General features: G+C 65.4%; 17 protein-coding genes, 1 tRNA gene, 1 pseudogene and 1 riboswitch. Of the genes and pseudogenes, 4 read left to right on the forward strand and 15 right to left on the reverse strand.

What is annotated here, in order from left to right:
• Positions 1 to 5 precede the first annotated feature (5 nt).
• Positions 6 to 1343 (forward strand): aminotransferase class I/II-fold pyridoxal phosphate-dependent enzyme, encoded by a 1338-nt coding sequence (locus DID99_RS17120; protein ID WP_124667199.1) that lies wholly within the window; start codon positions 6 to 8, stop codon positions 1341 to 1343.
• Positions 1340 to 2020 (forward strand): N-acetyltransferase, encoded by a 681-nt coding sequence (locus DID99_RS17125; protein ID WP_124667200.1) that lies wholly within the window; start codon positions 1340 to 1342, stop codon positions 2018 to 2020. Before DID99_RS17120 ends, DID99_RS17125 begins: the two co-directional genes overlap by 4 nt.
• 9 nt (positions 2021 to 2029) lie before the next feature.
• Here the strand turns inward: DID99_RS17125 and rfbD are convergent, their stop codons facing one another.
• The 6 genes from rfbD to DID99_RS17155 form a co-directional block, all read right to left on the reverse strand.
• The gene (gene rfbD / locus DID99_RS17130; protein ID WP_044844081.1) at positions 2030 to 2932 is read right to left on the reverse strand and encodes a dTDP-4-dehydrorhamnose reductase; all 903 of its coding nucleotides are present in this window, start codon (positions 2930 to 2932) and stop codon (positions 2030 to 2032) included.
• Positions 2933 to 2940: 8 nt separating this feature from the next.
• Positions 2941 to 3492, reverse strand: coding sequence for a dTDP-4-dehydrorhamnose 3,5-epimerase (gene rfbC / locus DID99_RS17135; protein ID WP_044844082.1), 552 nt, complete (start codon positions 3490 to 3492; stop codon positions 2941 to 2943).
• A complete protein-coding gene (gene rfbA / locus DID99_RS17140) occupies positions 3477 to 4370 on the reverse strand; it encodes a glucose-1-phosphate thymidylyltransferase RfbA (protein ID WP_044844083.1) in 894 nt (297 codons plus the stop codon). Before rfbA ends, rfbC begins: the two co-directional genes overlap by 16 nt.
• An 11-nt stretch (positions 4371 to 4381) precedes the next feature.
• Positions 4382 to 5443 (reverse strand): dTDP-glucose 4,6-dehydratase, encoded by a 1062-nt coding sequence (rfbB, locus tag DID99_RS17145; protein ID WP_124487933.1) that lies wholly within the window; start codon positions 5441 to 5443, stop codon positions 4382 to 4384.
• A gap of 582 nt (positions 5444 to 6025) precedes the next feature.
• Positions 6026 to 6859 (reverse strand): class II glutamine amidotransferase, encoded by an 834-nt coding sequence (locus tag DID99_RS17150; RefSeq protein WP_124667201.1) that lies wholly within the window; start codon positions 6857 to 6859, stop codon positions 6026 to 6028.
• Positions 6860 to 7016: 157 nt separating this feature from the next.
• On the reverse strand, positions 7017 to 7346 hold the full coding sequence (locus DID99_RS17155) for a carboxymuconolactone decarboxylase family protein (RefSeq protein ID WP_044844086.1): 330 nt from the start codon (positions 7344 to 7346) through the stop codon (positions 7017 to 7019).
• A gap of 130 nt (positions 7347 to 7476) precedes the next feature.
• Between DID99_RS17155 and DID99_RS17160 the strand changes: the two genes are divergently transcribed.
• Complete coding sequence (locus DID99_RS17160) at positions 7477 to 8427, forward strand: AraC family transcriptional regulator (RefSeq protein WP_124667202.1); 951 nt, start codon at positions 7477 to 7479, stop codon at positions 8425 to 8427.
• A gap of 93 nt (positions 8428 to 8520) precedes the next feature.
• Positions 8521 to 8729: pseudogene (locus tag DID99_RS38475) on the forward strand (YiaA/YiaB family inner membrane protein); the annotation flags it as partial.
• A gap of 188 nt (positions 8730 to 8917) precedes the next feature.
• Here the strand turns inward: DID99_RS38475 and DID99_RS17170 are convergent.
• The 9 genes from DID99_RS17170 to DID99_RS17210 all read right to left on the reverse strand — a co-directional run bounded on the left by DID99_RS17170 (position 8918) and on the right by DID99_RS17210 (position 15494).
• Positions 8918 to 8994, reverse strand: a tRNA-Lys gene (locus tag DID99_RS17170).
• Between the two features lie 109 nt (positions 8995 to 9103).
• A complete protein-coding gene (gene ybgF / locus DID99_RS17175; RefSeq protein ID WP_124487923.1) occupies positions 9104 to 9853 on the reverse strand; it encodes a tol-pal system protein YbgF in 750 nt (249 codons plus the stop codon).
• A gap of 19 nt (positions 9854 to 9872) precedes the next feature.
• Positions 9873 to 10382, reverse strand: coding sequence for a peptidoglycan-associated lipoprotein Pal (gene pal, locus DID99_RS17180; RefSeq protein WP_044844089.1), 510 nt, complete (start codon positions 10380 to 10382; stop codon positions 9873 to 9875).
• Positions 10383 to 10399: 17 nt separating this feature from the next.
• Complete coding sequence (tolB, locus tag DID99_RS17185; protein WP_044844090.1) at positions 10400 to 11695, reverse strand: Tol-Pal system beta propeller repeat protein TolB; 1296 nt, start codon at positions 11693 to 11695, stop codon at positions 10400 to 10402.
• 109 nt (positions 11696 to 11804) lie between these two features.
• Entirely contained in the window at positions 11805 to 12872 is a 1068-nt protein-coding gene (gene tolA, locus DID99_RS17190; protein ID WP_044844091.1) for a cell envelope integrity protein TolA, read from the reverse strand.
• Entirely contained in the window at positions 12869 to 13318 is a 450-nt protein-coding gene (gene tolR, locus DID99_RS17195; protein WP_124487921.1) for a protein TolR, read from the reverse strand. The genes tolA and tolR overlap by 4 nt, the downstream gene beginning before the upstream one ends.
• A 10-nt stretch (positions 13319 to 13328) precedes the next feature.
• On the reverse strand, positions 13329 to 14006 hold the full coding sequence (gene tolQ, locus DID99_RS17200) for a protein TolQ (protein WP_010091489.1): 678 nt from the start codon (positions 14004 to 14006) through the stop codon (positions 13329 to 13331).
• A 144-nt stretch (positions 14007 to 14150) separates the two neighbouring features.
• Positions 14151 to 14639, reverse strand: coding sequence for a tol-pal system-associated acyl-CoA thioesterase (ybgC, locus tag DID99_RS17205; RefSeq protein ID WP_124667203.1), 489 nt, complete (start codon positions 14637 to 14639; stop codon positions 14151 to 14153).
• Between the two features lie 108 nt (positions 14640 to 14747).
• Positions 14748 to 15494, reverse strand: coding sequence for an SDR family NAD(P)-dependent oxidoreductase (locus DID99_RS17210; RefSeq protein WP_044844094.1), 747 nt, complete (start codon positions 15492 to 15494; stop codon positions 14748 to 14750).
• 180 nt (positions 15495 to 15674) lie between these two features.
• Positions 15675 to 15775, forward strand: a riboswitch (ZMP/ZTP riboswitch).
• Positions 15776 to 15778: the final 3 nt, after the last annotated feature.

A 15778-nucleotide genomic window follows, 5' to 3' on the forward strand; every position in this document is an offset into this window, starting at 1 on the left:
AAGACATGGCACTCGGAGAACACCTTCGCCAGCAACTGGCGGCGAAAGCCCTGAAACGGCAGCTGGAGCGCGCGACGGAAGCCGTCGCGGCGCCCGGCGTGCCCGCTGCACCGGCGGCACCGGCGGCACCGGCCGCGTCGGCGCGCAGCCGTTTCGAATCGATGCCGCAGTATCAGCAGGTCAGGATCATGCGCGAGATGGGCGAGAAGCTGCGCGTCGACTCGCCGTTCTTCCGCGTGCATGACGGCATCGCCGGCGCGACCACGCAAATCGGCGGTCGCGAATACGTGAACTTCGCGAACTACAACTATCTCGGTCTCGCCGGCGATCCGGCCGTATCCGAGCGGGCGAAGGCCGCGATCGATCGCTATGGCACGTCGGCGTCCGCGAGCCGGATGGTCGCGGGCGAGCGTCCGGTGCAGCGCGACCTCGAGCGCGCGCTGGCTGCGTTCTACGAGACCGACGATTGCGTCGCGTTCGTGAGCGGCCACGCGACCAACGTGACCGTGATCGGTGCGCTGTTCGGCCCCGGCGACCTGATCGTCCACGACGCGCTCGCGCACAACAGCATCGTGCAGGGCGCGCAGCTGAGCGGCGCGAAGCGGTTGAGCTTCGCGCACAACGACTGGCAGGCGCTCGACGTACTGCTGTCGCGCGTGCGGCGCGAATACCGGCACGTGCTGATCGCGATCGAAGGGCTGTACAGCATGGATGGCGATTTTCCGGACCTGCAGCGTTTCGTCGACGTGAAGACGCGCCACGGCGCGTTCCTGCTGGTCGACGAAGCGCATTCGCTCGGCGTGCTCGGTGCGACGGGCAAGGGCATCCGCGAGCATTGCGCGGTCGCACCCGACCAGGTCGACATGTGGATGGGCACGATGAGCAAGACGCTGGCCGGTTGCGGTGGTTTCATCGCCGGCTGCCAGCCGCTCGTTGACATGCTGCGCCATCTGGCGCCGGGCTTTCTCTACAGCGTCGGACTCGCGCCGACGCTCGCAGAAGCGTCGCTGGCCGCGCTCGAACGCCTGCAGGCCGAACCGCAGCGGGTGGCGCAATTGCAGGCGCGCGGCCGGCAGTTCCTGACCGAGGCGCGCGCCGCGGGGCTCGACACCGGCACGAGCGCCGGCTATGCGGTCGTGCCGGTGATCACCGGCAGTTCGCTGAAAGCCGCGCAGTGGGCCAACGCGATGTTCGACGAAGGGATCAACGTGCAGCCGATCTTCTATCCGGCCGTCGAGGAGAAGGCCGCGCGCCTGCGTTTCTTCATTTGCTCGACGCACGCGCCGGCGCAGATCAGCCGGGCCGTCGCCGTGCTGGCCCGCCTGGCGGGGCGGGCAACGTGACGCCCGCCGCGGCGCTCGCACCATCCTTCGACGCGCCGCATGCCGATGCGTCGACACCGTTTCGCGCCGCTTGCGCGGACGATGCGGCGGCATGCGCGCCGCTCGTGTTCGCATCCGGTGTCGGCGAATTCGGCTTCTTCCTCGGTGAAAGCGACGCGCGCTGCATTGCGTTCCTGCAACAGGCTTTCCGCTCGCGTCACGGCCGGTTCTCATGGCGCCGGCATCGGGTCGCGGTCGGCGCCGACGGCACGGTACAGGCCGTGATGGCCATCCATGACGGGCGCCGGACGATGTTCGACGACCTTCACGTCGTGTGGGCCCTGGCGCGCTTTTTCGGCGTGCGCCGCGCGATCGGCCAGTTGCTGCGCGGGCTGGTGCTCGAAACGGAGATTCCGGCGCCGAAACGTGCGCAGATCCTCATCGCGCATTGTGCGACGGACGAGCGGCAGCGCGGCACGGGCATCTTCACCGCACTGCTGCGCGACGCGCTCGAGACCGGTGCGGTGCCGGACGACCGCAGCCGAGAAATCGTGCTCGACGTGCTGACCCGGAATGTACGTGCCCGCGAACTGTACGAGCGGCTCGGCTTTGCCGTGCTGACGCGGTCGCGTCAGCGCTCGCGCCGGCTGCCCGCCGAACTCGATTCGGTCCGCATGCGGCTCACGCGCCGCGGCTGACGGTGCGCGTTAAATTTCTTTCATGCACAGCTCGAGCGCAGCTTCCCAATGCGGCGCGCGCACGCCGAAGTGCTCGGCCAGTTTCTCGTTCGACATCCGCGAATTGGCCGGGCGGCTGGCGGGTGTCGGATAGGCGCTGGCGGGAATCGGCATGACCGCAGGCTTCCTTGGTAGATTCGAGAGACGGAAAATCGCCTCGGCGAAGCCGTGCCACGAAGTCGAACCCGCCGCGCACAGGTGATAGATGCCTGAATGCGCGTTCCACCATGCTTCCCGACCGGCCGCGCCGGTGGCGGCGGCCTGTGCGACGACATGGGCGGTCAGCGTTGCGATCGTGTTCGACCAGGTCGGTGCACCGATCTGGTCCGCGACGATCTTCAGTTCGTCGCGCTCGGCGCCCAGGCGCAGCATCGTCAGCAGAAAGTTCTTGCCGCGCGCACCGTACACCCAGCTCGTGCGGAAGATCAGATGCGCGCAGCCGGCGGCCGCGATCGCCTGTTCGCCCGCGAGCTTGGTCTTGCCATAGACGTTTTGCGGATCGACGGGATCGTCCTCGACGTACGGGCCGTCCTTCGTCCCGGCAAAGACGTAATCGGTCGAGTAGTGAATCAGCGCCGCGCCGATGCGCTTCGCCTCTTCGGCCAGCACCGCGGGCGCCTCGGCGTTCAGGCGCGTGGCAAGCGCGACGTCGGTCTGCGCCTGATCCACCGCCGTGTACGCGGCCGGATTCACGATCAGGTCGGGCTTCACTTCACGCACGACCTCGCGCACCTGGTCGAGGCGCGACAGGTCGAGCCGGTTGCGGTCGAGCGCGACCACGTTACCGAGCCCTTGCAGCGTGCGCGCCAGCTCGAATCCCACCTGGCCGTTGATTCCGGTGAGCAGGATGGTTCGCGGTTCGGGCGTTTGCACGGCGGCCCTCACTGGAAGCACTCGGCTTCGGCGAGCCGCTTGCCCGCCGCGTCTTTCGCGGCCAGCAGCGGTTCGCCGTCGAGCGGCCATTCGATGCCGATCTCCGGATCGTTCCACAGCAGGCTGCGCTCGTGCTCCGGGAACCAGTAGTCGGTGGTTTTGTAGAGGAATTGTGCGGACTCCGACAGCACCACGAAGCCGTGCGCGAAGCCGGGCGGCACCCACAGCTGGCGATGGTTGTCGGCCGACAGCGTCACACCGACCCATTTGCCGAAATTCGGCGAACTGCGCCGGATGTCGACTGCGACGTCGAACACCTCGCCTTCGACCACGCGCACGAGCTTGCCCTGCGCGTGCTCGATCTGGTAGTGGAGCCCGCGCAGCACACCCTTCGCGGAACGCGAGTGGTTGTCCTGGACGAACTCGACGTCGGCCTCGACGAGCGCCGCGAATTCGCGCCCGTTGAAGCTCTCGTAGAAATAGCCACGCGCGTCGCCGAATACTTTCGGCTCGACGATCTTGACTTCGGGGAGCGCCGTAGCAGTTACCGTGATGGCCATGCAACCTGATCCGTAAGAATGTTCAGCAAATATTTGCCGTAGCCGTTTTTCGACAGCGGCTGCGCGAGCTTCTGTACCTGTTCGGCATCGATCCAGTGCCTGCGGTACGCGATCTCCTCGGGGCAGGCGACGACCAGACCTTGCCGCTTCTGCAGCGTCGCGATGAAGCTGGCGGCCTCGATCAGCGAATCGTGGGTGCCGGTGTCGAGCCATGCATAGCCGCGGCCCATGATCTCGACGTTCAACGCGCCGTCAGCGAGATAGCGGGAATTGACGTCGGTGATTTCGAGTTCGCCGCGCGGCGACGGCTCGATGTCGGCGGCGATGTCGCACACGCGGTTGTCGTAGAAGTAGAGGCCGGTCACGGCGTAGTGCGAACGCGGCTTGGCCGGCTTCTCTTCGATCGATACGGCACGGAAGTGCTGGTCGAACTCGACGACGCCGTAACGCTCCGGATCGTGTACGTGATAGGCGAACACCGTTGCGCCCGCGTCCTGCGCGTCTGCGTGCTCGAGCTGCTTGGCCAGGTCGTGACCATAGAAGATGTTGTCGCCGAGGATAAGCGCCGACGGGTCGTTGCCCACGAATTCGCGGCCGATGACGAACGCCTGCGCAAGACCGTCCGGTGACGGCTGCACCGCATACCGGATGTTCATCCCCCACTGGCTACCGTCGCCGAGCATGGCTTCGAAGCGCGGGGTGTCCTGCGGCGTCGAGATGATCAGCACGTCGCGAATGCCCGCTACCATCAGCGTCGACAGCGGGTAATAGATCATCGGCTTGTCGTAGACAGGAAGCAACTGCTTCGAGACCGAATGCGTGATCGGATAGAGCCGTGTGCCGGAACCGCCGGCGAGAATGATGCCCTTGCGCGCCATGTCCGTTCCCCTTACGCGCGGTGCGCGTAGTTCGTTGCGACCCACTTGCGGTACTCGCCCGAAGCGACTTCGTCGACCCATTCCTGATGGTCGAGATACCAGCGCACCGTTTTCGCGAGACCGGTTTCGAACGTTTCGGCGGGCTTCCAGCCGAGTTCGCGCTCGAGCTTGCGCGCATCGATCGCGTAGCGTCGGTCATGGCCCGGCCGGTCGGTCACGTAAGTGATCTGGTCGCGGTACGAGCCCGCCGATTTCGGTCGCAGTTCGTCCAGCAGGTCGCACAGCGTGTGCACGACCTCGAGATTCGTTTTCTCGTTCCACCCGCCGATGTTGTACGTTTCGCCGGTCTGGCCGCGCGCGAGTACCTCGCGGATCGCACTGCAGTGGTCGCCGACATACAGCCAGTCTCGTACGTTCTGGCCATCGCCATACACGGGCAGCGGCTTGCCGGCGAGCGCGTTGGCGATCATCAGCGGAATGAGCTTCTCGGGGAACTGGTACTGGCCATAGTTGTTCGAGCAGTTCGTGGTCAGCGTCGGCAGGCCGTACGTATGCTGATACGCGCGCACGAGATGATCGGAACCGGCCTTGGTCGCCGAATAGGGGCTGTTCGGTGCGTACGGAGTCGTTTCGGAGAATTGCGGATCGGCAGGCGACAGCGAACCGAATACCTCGTCCGTGGAAACGTGCAGAAAACGGAATGCGGCCTTGTCCGCCTCCGGCAGCGTATTCCAGTACTGGCGCGCGGCTTCGAGCAGCGTAAATGTCCCGACGACATTGGTCTGAACAAAATCCGCCGGCCCGTGAATCGAGCGATCGACGTGGCTTTCCGCAGCGAAATGCAGGACCGCCCGAGGCTTGTATTCCGCGAACAGCGCGTCGAGTGCTGCACGGTCGCAGATATCGGCGTGCGCGAACACGTGCTTCGGGTTTCCGTGCAGCGATTTTAGCGTTCCGAGATTGCCCGCATAGGTCAATTTGTCGACGTTCAGAACCGATTCGTCCGATTGACGCAGCCAGTCAAGCACAAAGTTGGCACCGATAAAGCCGGCGCCACCTGTAACCAATATCATGTAGCCTCTCTCATTACGTTAATGGCAGTGAATCCTGCCTTGTTCTCGTTCGCGCGCTGCCTTCGGTTGACGCGCGTTGAAGAATATCAAGAAATCGTGCGAGCCTGGCGGACGTGGCGGGCTGGATTGCACGCATATTCTAGGATATTCCTCGGGGGCAACGCATGTGCCAACCGGACAGTCTGCGTTGAAAGACTATTAATTCTCTATACCGCGGGACCCGGCCGGTGCCGGTTGCGTACGGGGTATCACGATTTCCCGTGCTCTTGCGGGGAATTCATCAGACATGCAATCTCGCGCAAACATTTGCGCGAACCGCAGCAAAGAAACGGCAAGCGGGAGTGGGTGTCGAATGCGGTGATGGTTTTTGCGATACTTGAAATCGGCGATAACTATACCATGCTCGATTCAGTCGGTGCGAATCACTCGTTTTATATCGTGATTTAGCATTGCCGTGTTTTTGCTTTGCCGTCACGGCTGGTGGCGCCGTCGTCGTTGGCACGCCTGTCAGTTTATTCGCTAAATCCGGTTTGATTCGGACACATTTCGCCGTGGCGGCAGGAGTTGAAACGCAGCTTCAGCCTACTTATGCCGCGGATTGAACGGCCGCTGCTGCACATCCGCCCCCTGCGCGACGATCGCCATGCTTTCCGGCACTTCCTCCCATGCGCCGCGCAAGTCGACGAGCGGCTCCGACACGACCATGAACGCGTCGTCGCCCGCTTCCGCGATGCGCGGGTTGTGCGGATAGAGTTCGTGCAGATGCTTGAACGACGTGCTGTGGAACAGCGAGCGCGATTGCCGTTCGCTCGAGTAGCGCACCGCGATGATCCGCTCACCGTCCGTCGCGCAGATCGTCATGTTGAGCGGCTCGGCAACGCGGTATCGCGCGGCGGTTTCCTCGACCATGCCGACCATCCGTTCGAGCGCCGGCAGCGGCGTCTGCTCCAGGCCGAAGGTCAGCGCGAGACGGAACATCAGCTCGGAGTCGGTCGTCCCTTCGATCGTCGGGAACAGTGCCGGGTCGACCTTCATCGTCAGGTCGCGGTGCAGCTTGTGGAAATCGCGAATCAGCCCGTTGTGCGCGAACAGCCAGCGGCCGTGGCGGAACGGATGGCAGTTGGTTTCCTGGACGGGCGTGTCGGTTGCCGCGCGGATATGTGCGATGAACATCCGCGAGCGGATCGCGCGCGCGGCTTCGCGCAGGTTGCGGTCGTTCCATGCGGGATGCACGGACCGATAGCGGAACGGCAGTTCCTCGGGGCGGCCGTACCAGCCGATGCCGAACCCGTCGCCGTTGGTGGTCGTGGCGCCCAGCTCCGAATGCAGGCTCTGGTCGATCAGCGAATGCTTCGCGCGAAACAGGACGGTCTCGAGATGGATCGGATTACCCGTATAGGCGAGCCAGCGGCACATGGAGCGCTCCTTCGCGATGAATCTTCTCGCGCATGGTAGCCGACTTCGCGGCGCCGGCGTGCGCGACCGCGGCGCGTCCGCCGGCTGGCCGGCTGGCCGGCCGCGCCGGCGATCGTCCGCGAAGGATGCGGCGGGCGCCGCACCCTTCAGGTGCGCGTCACTCGCCGAGCGCGTCCATCACGCGGGCCGAATAGACGAGCGCCGCGCCCGCATTCAGCGCGATCGCGACGCCGAGCGCCTCGGCCACTTCCTCCTTGGTTGCGCCATGCTTCGCGGCTTCGGCCGTGTGCACCGCGATACAGCCGTCGCAGCGCGTCGTGACGGCCACCGCGAGCGCGATCAGTTCGCGCGTCTTCGCGTCGAGATGGCCTGTCTTGGCGCCGGCGCCGGACAGCGCCTTGTAGCCGGCCAGCGTGTCGGGCGAGAGCTTCGCGATGTCGCCGATGCGCGTCGTGAGTTCCTTCCGGTATTCGTTCCAGTTCAGCATGATGCGTCCTTTCGAGAAGAGGTGGATCAGGCGGCGGATGCCGCGATCTCGGGCGATGCAGGACTTATTCTGAGCGTTCGCGCTGAGGGTTTCGATACGCTAGAGTGTCAATTTTTAGCGCAAACGTCTCATGGACGCGTTGAGTCAACTGTTGTCGCTGGGCCGCAGCCATGTCGAGCTCGACGTGCGCTGCCTGCTCGACGGCCCGTTCGCGATGCCGCACGATCCGTTGCCGCCCGGCGAGGCGGCGTTTCACCTGCTGCTGTCCGGAACGTGCCGGCTGCGCACGGCCGACGGGCGCACGCTGCGGCTGGCCGACGGCGACTTCGTGCTGCTGCCGGCGGGCGACGCGCACGATTTGTCCGATGTCGGGGGTGGCGGCGCGCGGCCGCCGGTCGCGTCGCTGCGCGAACCGGGCGCGGCCGGCGGCGCGGTGCTGCCGGTCAAGTCGAATCGCGATCCCGCGGATCCGGCCGATGCGAGCGTCGACCTGCTCTGCGGGCGCTTCATTTATGCGCGCGGCGCAGGTGAATTGCTGATGCGTACGTTACCGCGGGTGCTGCATGTCGGGCTGCGCGCGGCGTCGGGGCCCGCGTCGCTGCAACTGCTGACGAGCGTGCTGCGTGCCGAGGCATCGAGCGCGCAGCCGGGTGCGCGCGCGATCGTGAATGCGCTGGGGCAGGCATTGCTCGCCTACGCGTTGCGTGCGTACGGCCGCGATGCGCGCGTGCCGGCCGGCTGGCTCGCGCTGGCTGCCGATGCGCGGCTCGGCCCGTCGGTCCAGGCAGTGCTGCAGGCGCCGGCGCAGGCGTGGACGGTCGAATCGCTCGGCGCGGCATCCGCGATGTCACGCGCGACCTATGCGCGGCATTTCCGCGAGAAGGCCGGGATGAGCGTCGGCGCGTTCGTCGCGCAGATCCGGATGATGCATGCATGCGCGCTGCTGCAGGGCACGCAGCGCGGCCAGGCGGAGATCGGGCAGGCGGTCGGCTATCAGTCCGAGGCGGCGTTCGGCAAGGCGTTTCGCGCGGTGCTCGGCACGACGCCGGGGCGCTGGCGGCGCGCGCAGCGGGACACGTAAGACCGGCAGCGCGATCGTCGTGTGGTGCGGCAACGCGGCTACCATGCGCGAAATGTATTCCGATGAAAACGATTTCGAACAAGACACAACGGCTGGGTCGCGCTGTTGATCGCTATCGCGCTGCTGGTCGTCGGCATTCTTCAATGCGACGCTGCAACCGAGCGAGAAGGGCTTCTACGCGAGGTCGTTCGTGCTCGTGCTGTTCGTTCGGTGCGGTGACCGTGCAGAAGAATACGCGCGACATGCAGCGCGCCAAGCCGCGCTTTACCGACGCGGATTCCGCGCCGACCGTTCAGGAGTGACGGTGACGCCACGCGAAGCGTGGCGCCCGAGCGGGCCGCCTGTGTCGCATGACACGCGCCGGCTCCGCGTTCGATCGACTTCGTCGAAAGCGGCGCGAGCATCATCGAGATGCCGAGCGCAATACTGCGGGAAGCAGACGCAAAAAAGCCTCCACTCGGGAGGCTTTTATTGCACTATCAAAGATAGTTGGTAGGGTGGGAGGGACTCGAACCCTCGACTCTCTGATTAAAAGTCAGATACTCTAACCAACTGAGTTACCACCCCACGTTCTTGAAACCGGTTGGTCCGTTGCGCTGACAACTTGCTCAACGACCCAAAGAGCAAAAGATTATATCGGCGAATTGAAGGGCTGTCAACAATTCGACACGGTAATTTATTTGATGCTCTCGATCTTGCCCTGCGCGGTCTGCGCAGCGTTCGATCCGGCGTACTGCGACACGACCTGCTCGAACGTCTTCTTCGCTGCCGCCTTCTGGCCTTGCTCGAGCTGGTTCGTCCCGATCGCGACGAGCGCGTCGGCCGCACGCGGATGCTGCGGATACTTGCTCACGATCGCTTGCCACGTCGCGGTCGAGCCGCGGTAGTCGCGCAGCGCGTATTGCGCATTGCCGAGCCAGTACTGCGCAGTCGGCTGGTACGGGCTCTGCGGGTACTTCGCGATGAAGCTGCGGAACGAGGCCGCGGCCGCCTTGAAGTTGCCGTTGCGGAATTGCTGCTGCGCCGCGCTGAGCGCATCCGTTTCACCCGGCTGCACGGTGCCTTCGACACCATCGATCGTCGCCTGTTGCGGCTCGAACTTCTTGAGCCGCGTGTCGAGATCCTGGTAATACTCCTTCTGCTGCCGCTCGAGCGTCGTCAGCCGGTTCGTCAGATCCTCGTTCTCGCCGCGCAGCGTCGCGACCTGCTGGTTCAGCTGGTCGATACGGCCGGATTGATCGAGGATCGTACGCTGGGCGGCCGACAGCTGGCTGGACAGGTTGTCGCTCTTGCTGCGCAGATCGAGCACGGCGCGGCGCGCCTCGTTGTCGTCGAACATGCCGGCGTGCGCCGGCGCGGCCGACCACGCCGCGCCGACGACGCAGAACGCTGCGGCGATGCGCAGCCAGGATACACGGTGCGTCATACGGCAACTCTTCCGTTACTTACTGTTGGTAGACGAGGTCGGCGCGACGGTTCTGCGCCCACGATGCTTCGTCGTGACCCGCTGCTTGCGGCTTTTCCTTACCGAGGCTCACGGCTTCCATCTGCGAGTCGTTCACGCCGAGCAGTGCCATCGCGCGGCGGACAGCTTCCGCACGCTTCTGGCCCAGCGCGAGGTTGTACTCGCTCGTGCCGCGCTCGTCGGTGTTGCCCTGGATCAGCACGTGACGCTGCGGATGGCTCTTCAGGTACTGAGCGTGTTGCTGCATCAGCGGCTGGTACTCGTCCTTCACCGAATAGCTGTCGAAGTCGAAGTAGATGCTGCGCTTTGCGAGCGGGCTGTTCGGGTCGTTCAGCGGATCGACGTTCACTTGCGCGACGTTGTCGGCGCTCGGCTGCGTGCTCATCGCACCTGCGTTGGCCTTGTCGTCGAGCTTCACACCCGACTTGCACGCTGCGAGCGCGCTGATCATCATCACGGCCAAGGCCAGACGAGCTTTATTCGACATCATGGTTACTCTCCTTGTGGTCATTGCATGAAGGGCCCCCACGACGGCTCACGAACGGAGCCGCCCTGGACGGACAGGATTTGCGGCGGCGCGCTGCCGTCGGAGGGCACTGCTGCCAGCACGTTACGACCACCCGACTGGGTCGCGTAGAGAAGGTACTGGCCGTTTGCCGCGAAGCTCGGCGATTCGTCGCGATTGGTATTCGTGACGGCGTTCGCCGCCCCGGATTGCAGATCCTGAACGTACAGCTTGAACCCCCCACCCGTGCGGGAGATGTAGGCGAGCAGCTTGCCGTCCGGGCTGATGCGCGGGCTGGTGTTGTAGCTGCCGGTGAAGGTCACGCGTTGTGCCGCGCCGGCGCTTTCGCCTTGCGCCGGCATCCGGTAGATCTGCGGCGCGCCGCCGCGATCGCTCGTGAAATAGATCCAGCGGCCGTCCGGCGAGTAGAACGGCTCGGTATCGATCGAGCTGCTCTGCGTGAGCCGGTGCAGACCGCCACCGGTTGCATTGACCGTATAGATTTGCGTATTGCCCGTCAGCGACAGGGCAACGGCCAGCGTGTTGCTGTCCGGCGACCACGCCGGCGCGCTGTTGTTGCCCTTCTGGTCGGAGACGATGTAGCGGCGGCCGGTCGGCAGGTCATGGATGTAGACGATCGGCTTCTTGCGCTCGAACGACACGTACGCGACCTTCGTGCCGCTCGGCGACCACGACGGCGAGATGATCGGCTCGGTGCTCGACAGCGCGATGCGCGGGTTCTGGCCGTCCGAATCCGAGATCTGCAGCTGGTAGCGGTTACCCGTCTTGATCACGTACGACAGGCGCGTGGCGAACACGCCGCGCACGCCGAGCAGCTTCTGGTAGATGTAGTCGGCGATCTTGTGGCCGGCCGTGCGCAGCGTGGTGTCGGTGGCCGTCAGCGACAGGCCGCCGAGGCTTTGCTGCTTCACGGTGTCGTACAGGATGAAGTTCACCTTGTACTGGCCGTTCGCTTCGCGGTTCACGCTCCCGGCGACGAACGCATTCGCGCCCTTGGCCTTCCATGCGCCGAGATCGACCGATGCGGTCTCGGGCACGGGCGTGCTGCCCGCGTCGATGTTGGTGAATTTGCCGCTACGGGCGAGGTCGGAGCGGACGATCGACGTGACCTGCTGCGGCAGGCCTGCCTCGTTCGCGAAGTTCGCGGTGGCGATGGGGAACTGGGTCGAACCGACGCCGGTGATTAGCACGTTGACCTGCGCGTTAGCGGCGCCGCCGGCCGCAATCAGACACGAGGCCACGAGTGCCCTGAAACCTAGTTTCGTCATCAAACTCATGCTTCTTGCTTCCCATGTGACTTGGATCGCTGCGCAACCGCAGAGACAGTAAAAATACCCGATTCGTTCCCGTCCGGCAGCGACGCACGGAGTGTAAGCGCATTTGCGATCACTCCGCCGCCTTGAAGGTAATCGTAATGTCGGACGGGGTACGACCGTTAGAATCGGGCGGCAATGGGACCGACGACTGGATCGCATTGACCACGGCTTGATCCCACCCCGAATTTCCGCTCGAACGGCGGATCGAAACACTGAGCACGTCGCCCGACGGCGTGCAGCGGATCGCGACGACGGTCGTCAGACCCGCGCGCTCGCCGCCCCAGACGATGTTCGGCTTCACGCGGCGACGCACCTTGTCGGGATAGCCGGGCGATGCGGCATTGCCGCCGGAGCCCGTGCCGGTGCCGCTTTTCGCGAGGCCCTCGCCGCCGCCTTCGCCGGCGCCGGACATGCCCTGCATCTGCGCGAGGCGCGCGTTGCGCTCACGGTCGAGCTTCGCCTTCGCTGCCGCGTCGGCCTTCGCGCGCGCCGTCGCTTCAGCCTTCGCCTTGGCCTGGGCTTCCGCCTTCGCCTTCGCGGCCGCGTCGGCCCTGGCCTTCGCTGCCTGCTGCGCTTCCAGCTGCGCCTGCTTCTGTTGCTGCTGTTTCTGCTGCTGGAGTTTCTGTTGTTCGAGCTTCTGCTGCTCCACGAGCTGTTGTTGCTTGAGCTTGTCCGCCTGCTTCTGCCGTTCGCGCTCGGCGGCCTTCTGCGCGGCGAGCGCGGCAGCCTGCTGGGCCGCGAGTTGCTCGCGCCGGGTTTCCTCTTGCTGGGCCTTCAGTTGCTGCGCGCGGCGCTGCTGCTCGAGCAGCGCTTCGCGCGCGGCCGCTTCCTGCTGCCGTTTCTTCTGCTGCAGCGCGATGTCCGCCTGCTCGTCCCGGACCGGGGGAGGGGGCGGTGCGAGCTTCGCGGGCGGCGCGGGCGTGACGACGGGCCGCGGCGCGGGCACGTCGGGTACCTCGGTCCACAGCTCGGCCTCGGAGCCGGCCGGCGTGCTGTTCTGCCATTGCACGCCGTGATAGAGGAACAGCGCGAGCAGCACGTGCATCAGCGCGGCGAGCGCGAACGCGCGCCAGGTGCCGCGCTCGCGCGGGGGCTGAGACGGGTAGGCGTTGCCGCGCGTGGATTGCTGCCGGTTCATTGCGATTTGACGAGGAGGCCGACGCGCTTGACGCCGCGCGCCTTCAGGTCCGACATCACGGTCATGACCGCATCGTACTGCACGGTCTTGTCGGCCGCGATCACGACGGGCTGGTCGGGATGGTCAGCCTGCCGGGCCGAGATGAAGCTGTCGAGCTCGGCCTTGGTCATCGTGTCTTCCTGCGTCGCGCCGGCGTCGCTCTTGTACTTGACGCTCATCGTGCGGTCGGCCTTGATGTTGACGACGACGGGGGGCGTCTGTTCCTGCGGTGCTGCGTTGCCGACGGTCGGCAGATTGATGATCGACGGGGCGACGAGCGGTGCCGTGACCATGAAGATCACGAGCAGCACCAGCATCACGTCGATGTACGGCACGACGTTGATGTCGGCCATCGCGCGGCGCGAGCGGCCGCCGCGCATGCTGGATCGAATGGGGCTTCCTGCCATGGCGTGCTCCTTACTGGGCCTGGCGCTGCAGGATGTTCGAGAACTCTTCGATGAAGGTCTCGAAGCGGATCGCGAGGCGGTCGATGTCGTGCGCGTAGCGGTTGTACGCGACCACCGCCGGAATCGCGGCGAACAGGCCGATCGCGGTGGCGACGAGTGCCTCGGCGATGCCCGGTGCGACGTTCGCGAGCGTCGCCTGCTGCACGTTCGCGAGGCCGCGGAACGAGTTCATGATCCCCCAGACGGTGCCGAACAGGCCGATGTACGGGCTGACCGAGCCGACCGACGCGAGGAACGCGAGGTTCGCTTCGAGTACGTCCATTTCGCGCTGGAACGACGCGCGCATCGCGCGGCGTGCCCCGTCGAGCACGAGGCCCGGGTCGCTGATGCGCTTTTCCTTCGCCTTCAGGAATTCACGCATCCCCGATTCGAAGATCCGCTCGAGCGCGCCGATCGTGTGACGGTTGTTGGCCGCGCTCTGATACAGCGCCTGCAGGTCGCCGCCCGACCAGAAATCCCTTTCGAAGCGTTCGGTCTGCGCGCGTGCGCGGCGGATCGCGAACCACTTGCGGAAGATGAAGGTCCACGACATCAGCGACAGCAGCAACAGCAGCCCCATCACGGCCTGGGCCAGCACGCTCGCGTTGAGGACGAGGGAAATGATCGACAGGTCTTGAGAAGTGTTCATAGAGGTTTGAGTAACGTCCCTTCGGGGGTGTCCGGCGAGGGCGCACGGTATGCGTGTGGCGCGGCGCGCCGGCCTGGCCTGGCGCCGAACCTTGCTTAGTATCGATTCAGGAAGGCAAGTTCATGGGCCTTGTCTAAACGGTGCTCATCCGAGCTTCGTTGACAGTACGGCAGTCTGCCCGGCGTCGATGACGGGCCCGCGTTGCAGCGCGTCGAGCACGACCGGCGGGATCGCCGCGGGCCGGATGCCGATCTGTTCGACGCAGCCGAGGCGGATGTGCCCGGCGACGAGCAGCGTGTCGCCACGCCATGCTTCCTGCGTGAATTCCACCGAGGCGCGGCCGATGCGTCCGGGCCGGCTCGTGATCGTCAGCGTGTCGTCGAGTCGCGCCGGAGCGCGGTAGTCGAGCGTCGTGCTGCGGACGATGAAGATCGCGCCCGTGTCGTCGGCGAGCCGACGCTGGTCGATGCCGCACGCGCGCAGCCATTCGGTGCGAGCGCGCTCGAAGAATTTCAGGTAGTTGGCATAGAAGACGATGCCGCCTGCGTCGGTGTCCTCGTAGTACACGCGTACCGGCCAGGTGAAGCCGCAGTGCGCGTCCGGGGAGCGGGTAGGCTGAGTCATGGCGCGCATTTTACCGGAAGGCCGAGGCCGGATTCGTAACCGATTCGTAACGGAATGTAGTACGGCGCAGCATGCCGCGGGCCGGCCGGAGGCGGGCCCGCGGCTGCGCCCGTCGTGTCAGCCGCGATGGATCGTGAGGCCGGCCGGAGCCTGGGCGACCGGCATCATCTCGATCGTGTTGATGTTGACGTGCGCGGGGCGCGTCGCGATCCAGTAGATCGTGTCGGCGATGTCCTCGGCCGTGAGCGGCTGGACGTTCTGGTAGACGTTCGCCGCCTTCGCATCGTCGCCGCGGAAGCGGACGTTCGAGAATTCCGTGCCGCCGCAGAGGCCCGGCTCGATGTCGGTTACGCGCAACGGCGTGCCGATCAGGTCGGCGCGCAGGTTCAGGCTGAATTGTCTGACGAAAGCCTTGGTTGCGCCGTATACGTTCCCGCCCGGATACGGATAGGTGCCGGCCACCGAACCGAGGTTGAAGATATGGCCGCGGCCGCGCTCGATCATGCCGGGCAGCAACGCGTGCGTGACGGTCACGAGGCCCGAGCAGTTCGTATCGATCATGGTTTGCCACTCGTCGAGGCTGGCCTTGTGGGCCGGCTCGACACCGAGCGCGAGACCGGCGTTGTTGACGAGCACGTCGAGCGCCGCGAATTCGGCGGGAAGGGCGGCCGGCACGGCTTCTACTGCGGCGCGGTCGCGCACGTCGAGCTCGAGCGGCAGCAGTGCCTCGCCAAGTTCGGCCGCGAGCGCATCGAGACGATCCTTGCGGCGCGCGGTTGCGACGACGCGATGGCCGCCGTTGACGAAGGCTCGGGCGATTGCGGCGCCGAAGCCGGCGGACGCGCCTGTGACGAACACGATCATTGCTGCTCCTGGTCGGTAACAAAGTAGCGGATAGTATCCCGCAAGCCTACTGAGATTGCCGCACCGCGGCAAGGCGCCAAAGCGCGTCGGCACGGGTGCGTAAAGTCTGGCCCTTATTGTTTCGGGGCCGCTGCCGCGCGGTTGCCTATTCATGACGCATCCAATAAACTAACGCGCTCATCACCCCTGCGTGACTGGCGATAGAACCCTTCGGGTTCAAGGTGGAGCATCCCACCGTGAAGCGCGGGGCGCCGTTTTTGCCGTTCGCCTGGGCAGCCGTTGTG

Source organism: Burkholderia sp. Bp8986 (genome assembly GCF_003854225.1).
In the GTDB taxonomy this organism is placed as follows: domain Bacteria; phylum Pseudomonadota; class Gammaproteobacteria; order Burkholderiales; family Burkholderiaceae; genus Burkholderia.

Excerpts from the sequence above, each read along its gene's own strand:
- DID99_RS17120 (WP_124667199.1), top strand. The coding sequence starts at position 6 with ATGGCACTCGGAGAACACCTTCGCCAGCAACTGGCGGCGAAAGCCCTG.
- rfbC (WP_044844082.1), bottom strand. The coding sequence starts at position 3,492 with ATGGCCATCACGGTAACTGCTACGGCGCTCCCCGAAGTCAAGATCGTC.
- rfbA (WP_044844083.1), bottom strand. The coding sequence starts at position 4,370 with ATGGCGCGCAAGGGCATCATTCTCGCCGGCGGTTCCGGCACACGGCTC.
- rfbB (WP_124487933.1), bottom strand. The coding sequence starts at position 5,443 with ATGATATTGGTTACAGGTGGCGCCGGCTTTATCGGTGCCAACTTTGTG.
- DID99_RS17150 (WP_124667201.1), bottom strand. The coding sequence starts at position 6,859 with ATGTGCCGCTGGCTCGCCTATACGGGTAATCCGATCCATCTCGAGACC.
- DID99_RS17155 (WP_044844086.1), bottom strand. The coding sequence starts at position 7,346 with ATGCTGAACTGGAACGAATACCGGAAGGAACTCACGACGCGCATCGGC.
- DID99_RS17160 (WP_124667202.1), top strand. The coding sequence starts at position 7,477 with ATGGACGCGTTGAGTCAACTGTTGTCGCTGGGCCGCAGCCATGTCGAG.
- ybgF (WP_124487923.1), bottom strand. The coding sequence starts at position 9,853 with ATGACGCACCGTGTATCCTGGCTGCGCATCGCCGCAGCGTTCTGCGTC.
- pal (WP_044844089.1), bottom strand. The coding sequence starts at position 10,382 with ATGATGTCGAATAAAGCTCGTCTGGCCTTGGCCGTGATGATGATCAGC.
- tolB (WP_044844090.1), bottom strand. The coding sequence starts at position 11,695 with ATGAGTTTGATGACGAAACTAGGTTTCAGGGCACTCGTGGCCTCGTGT.
- tolA (WP_044844091.1), bottom strand. The coding sequence starts at position 12,872 with ATGAACCGGCAGCAATCCACGCGCGGCAACGCCTACCCGTCTCAGCCC.
- tolR (WP_124487921.1), bottom strand. The coding sequence starts at position 13,318 with ATGGCAGGAAGCCCCATTCGATCCAGCATGCGCGGCGGCCGCTCGCGC.
- tolQ (WP_010091489.1), bottom strand. The coding sequence starts at position 14,006 with ATGAACACTTCTCAAGACCTGTCGATCATTTCCCTCGTCCTCAACGCG.
- ybgC (WP_124667203.1), bottom strand. The coding sequence starts at position 14,639 with ATGCGCGCCATGACTCAGCCTACCCGCTCCCCGGACGCGCACTGCGGC.
- DID99_RS17210 (WP_044844094.1), bottom strand. The coding sequence starts at position 15,494 with ATGATCGTGTTCGTCACAGGCGCGTCCGCCGGCTTCGGCGCCGCAATC.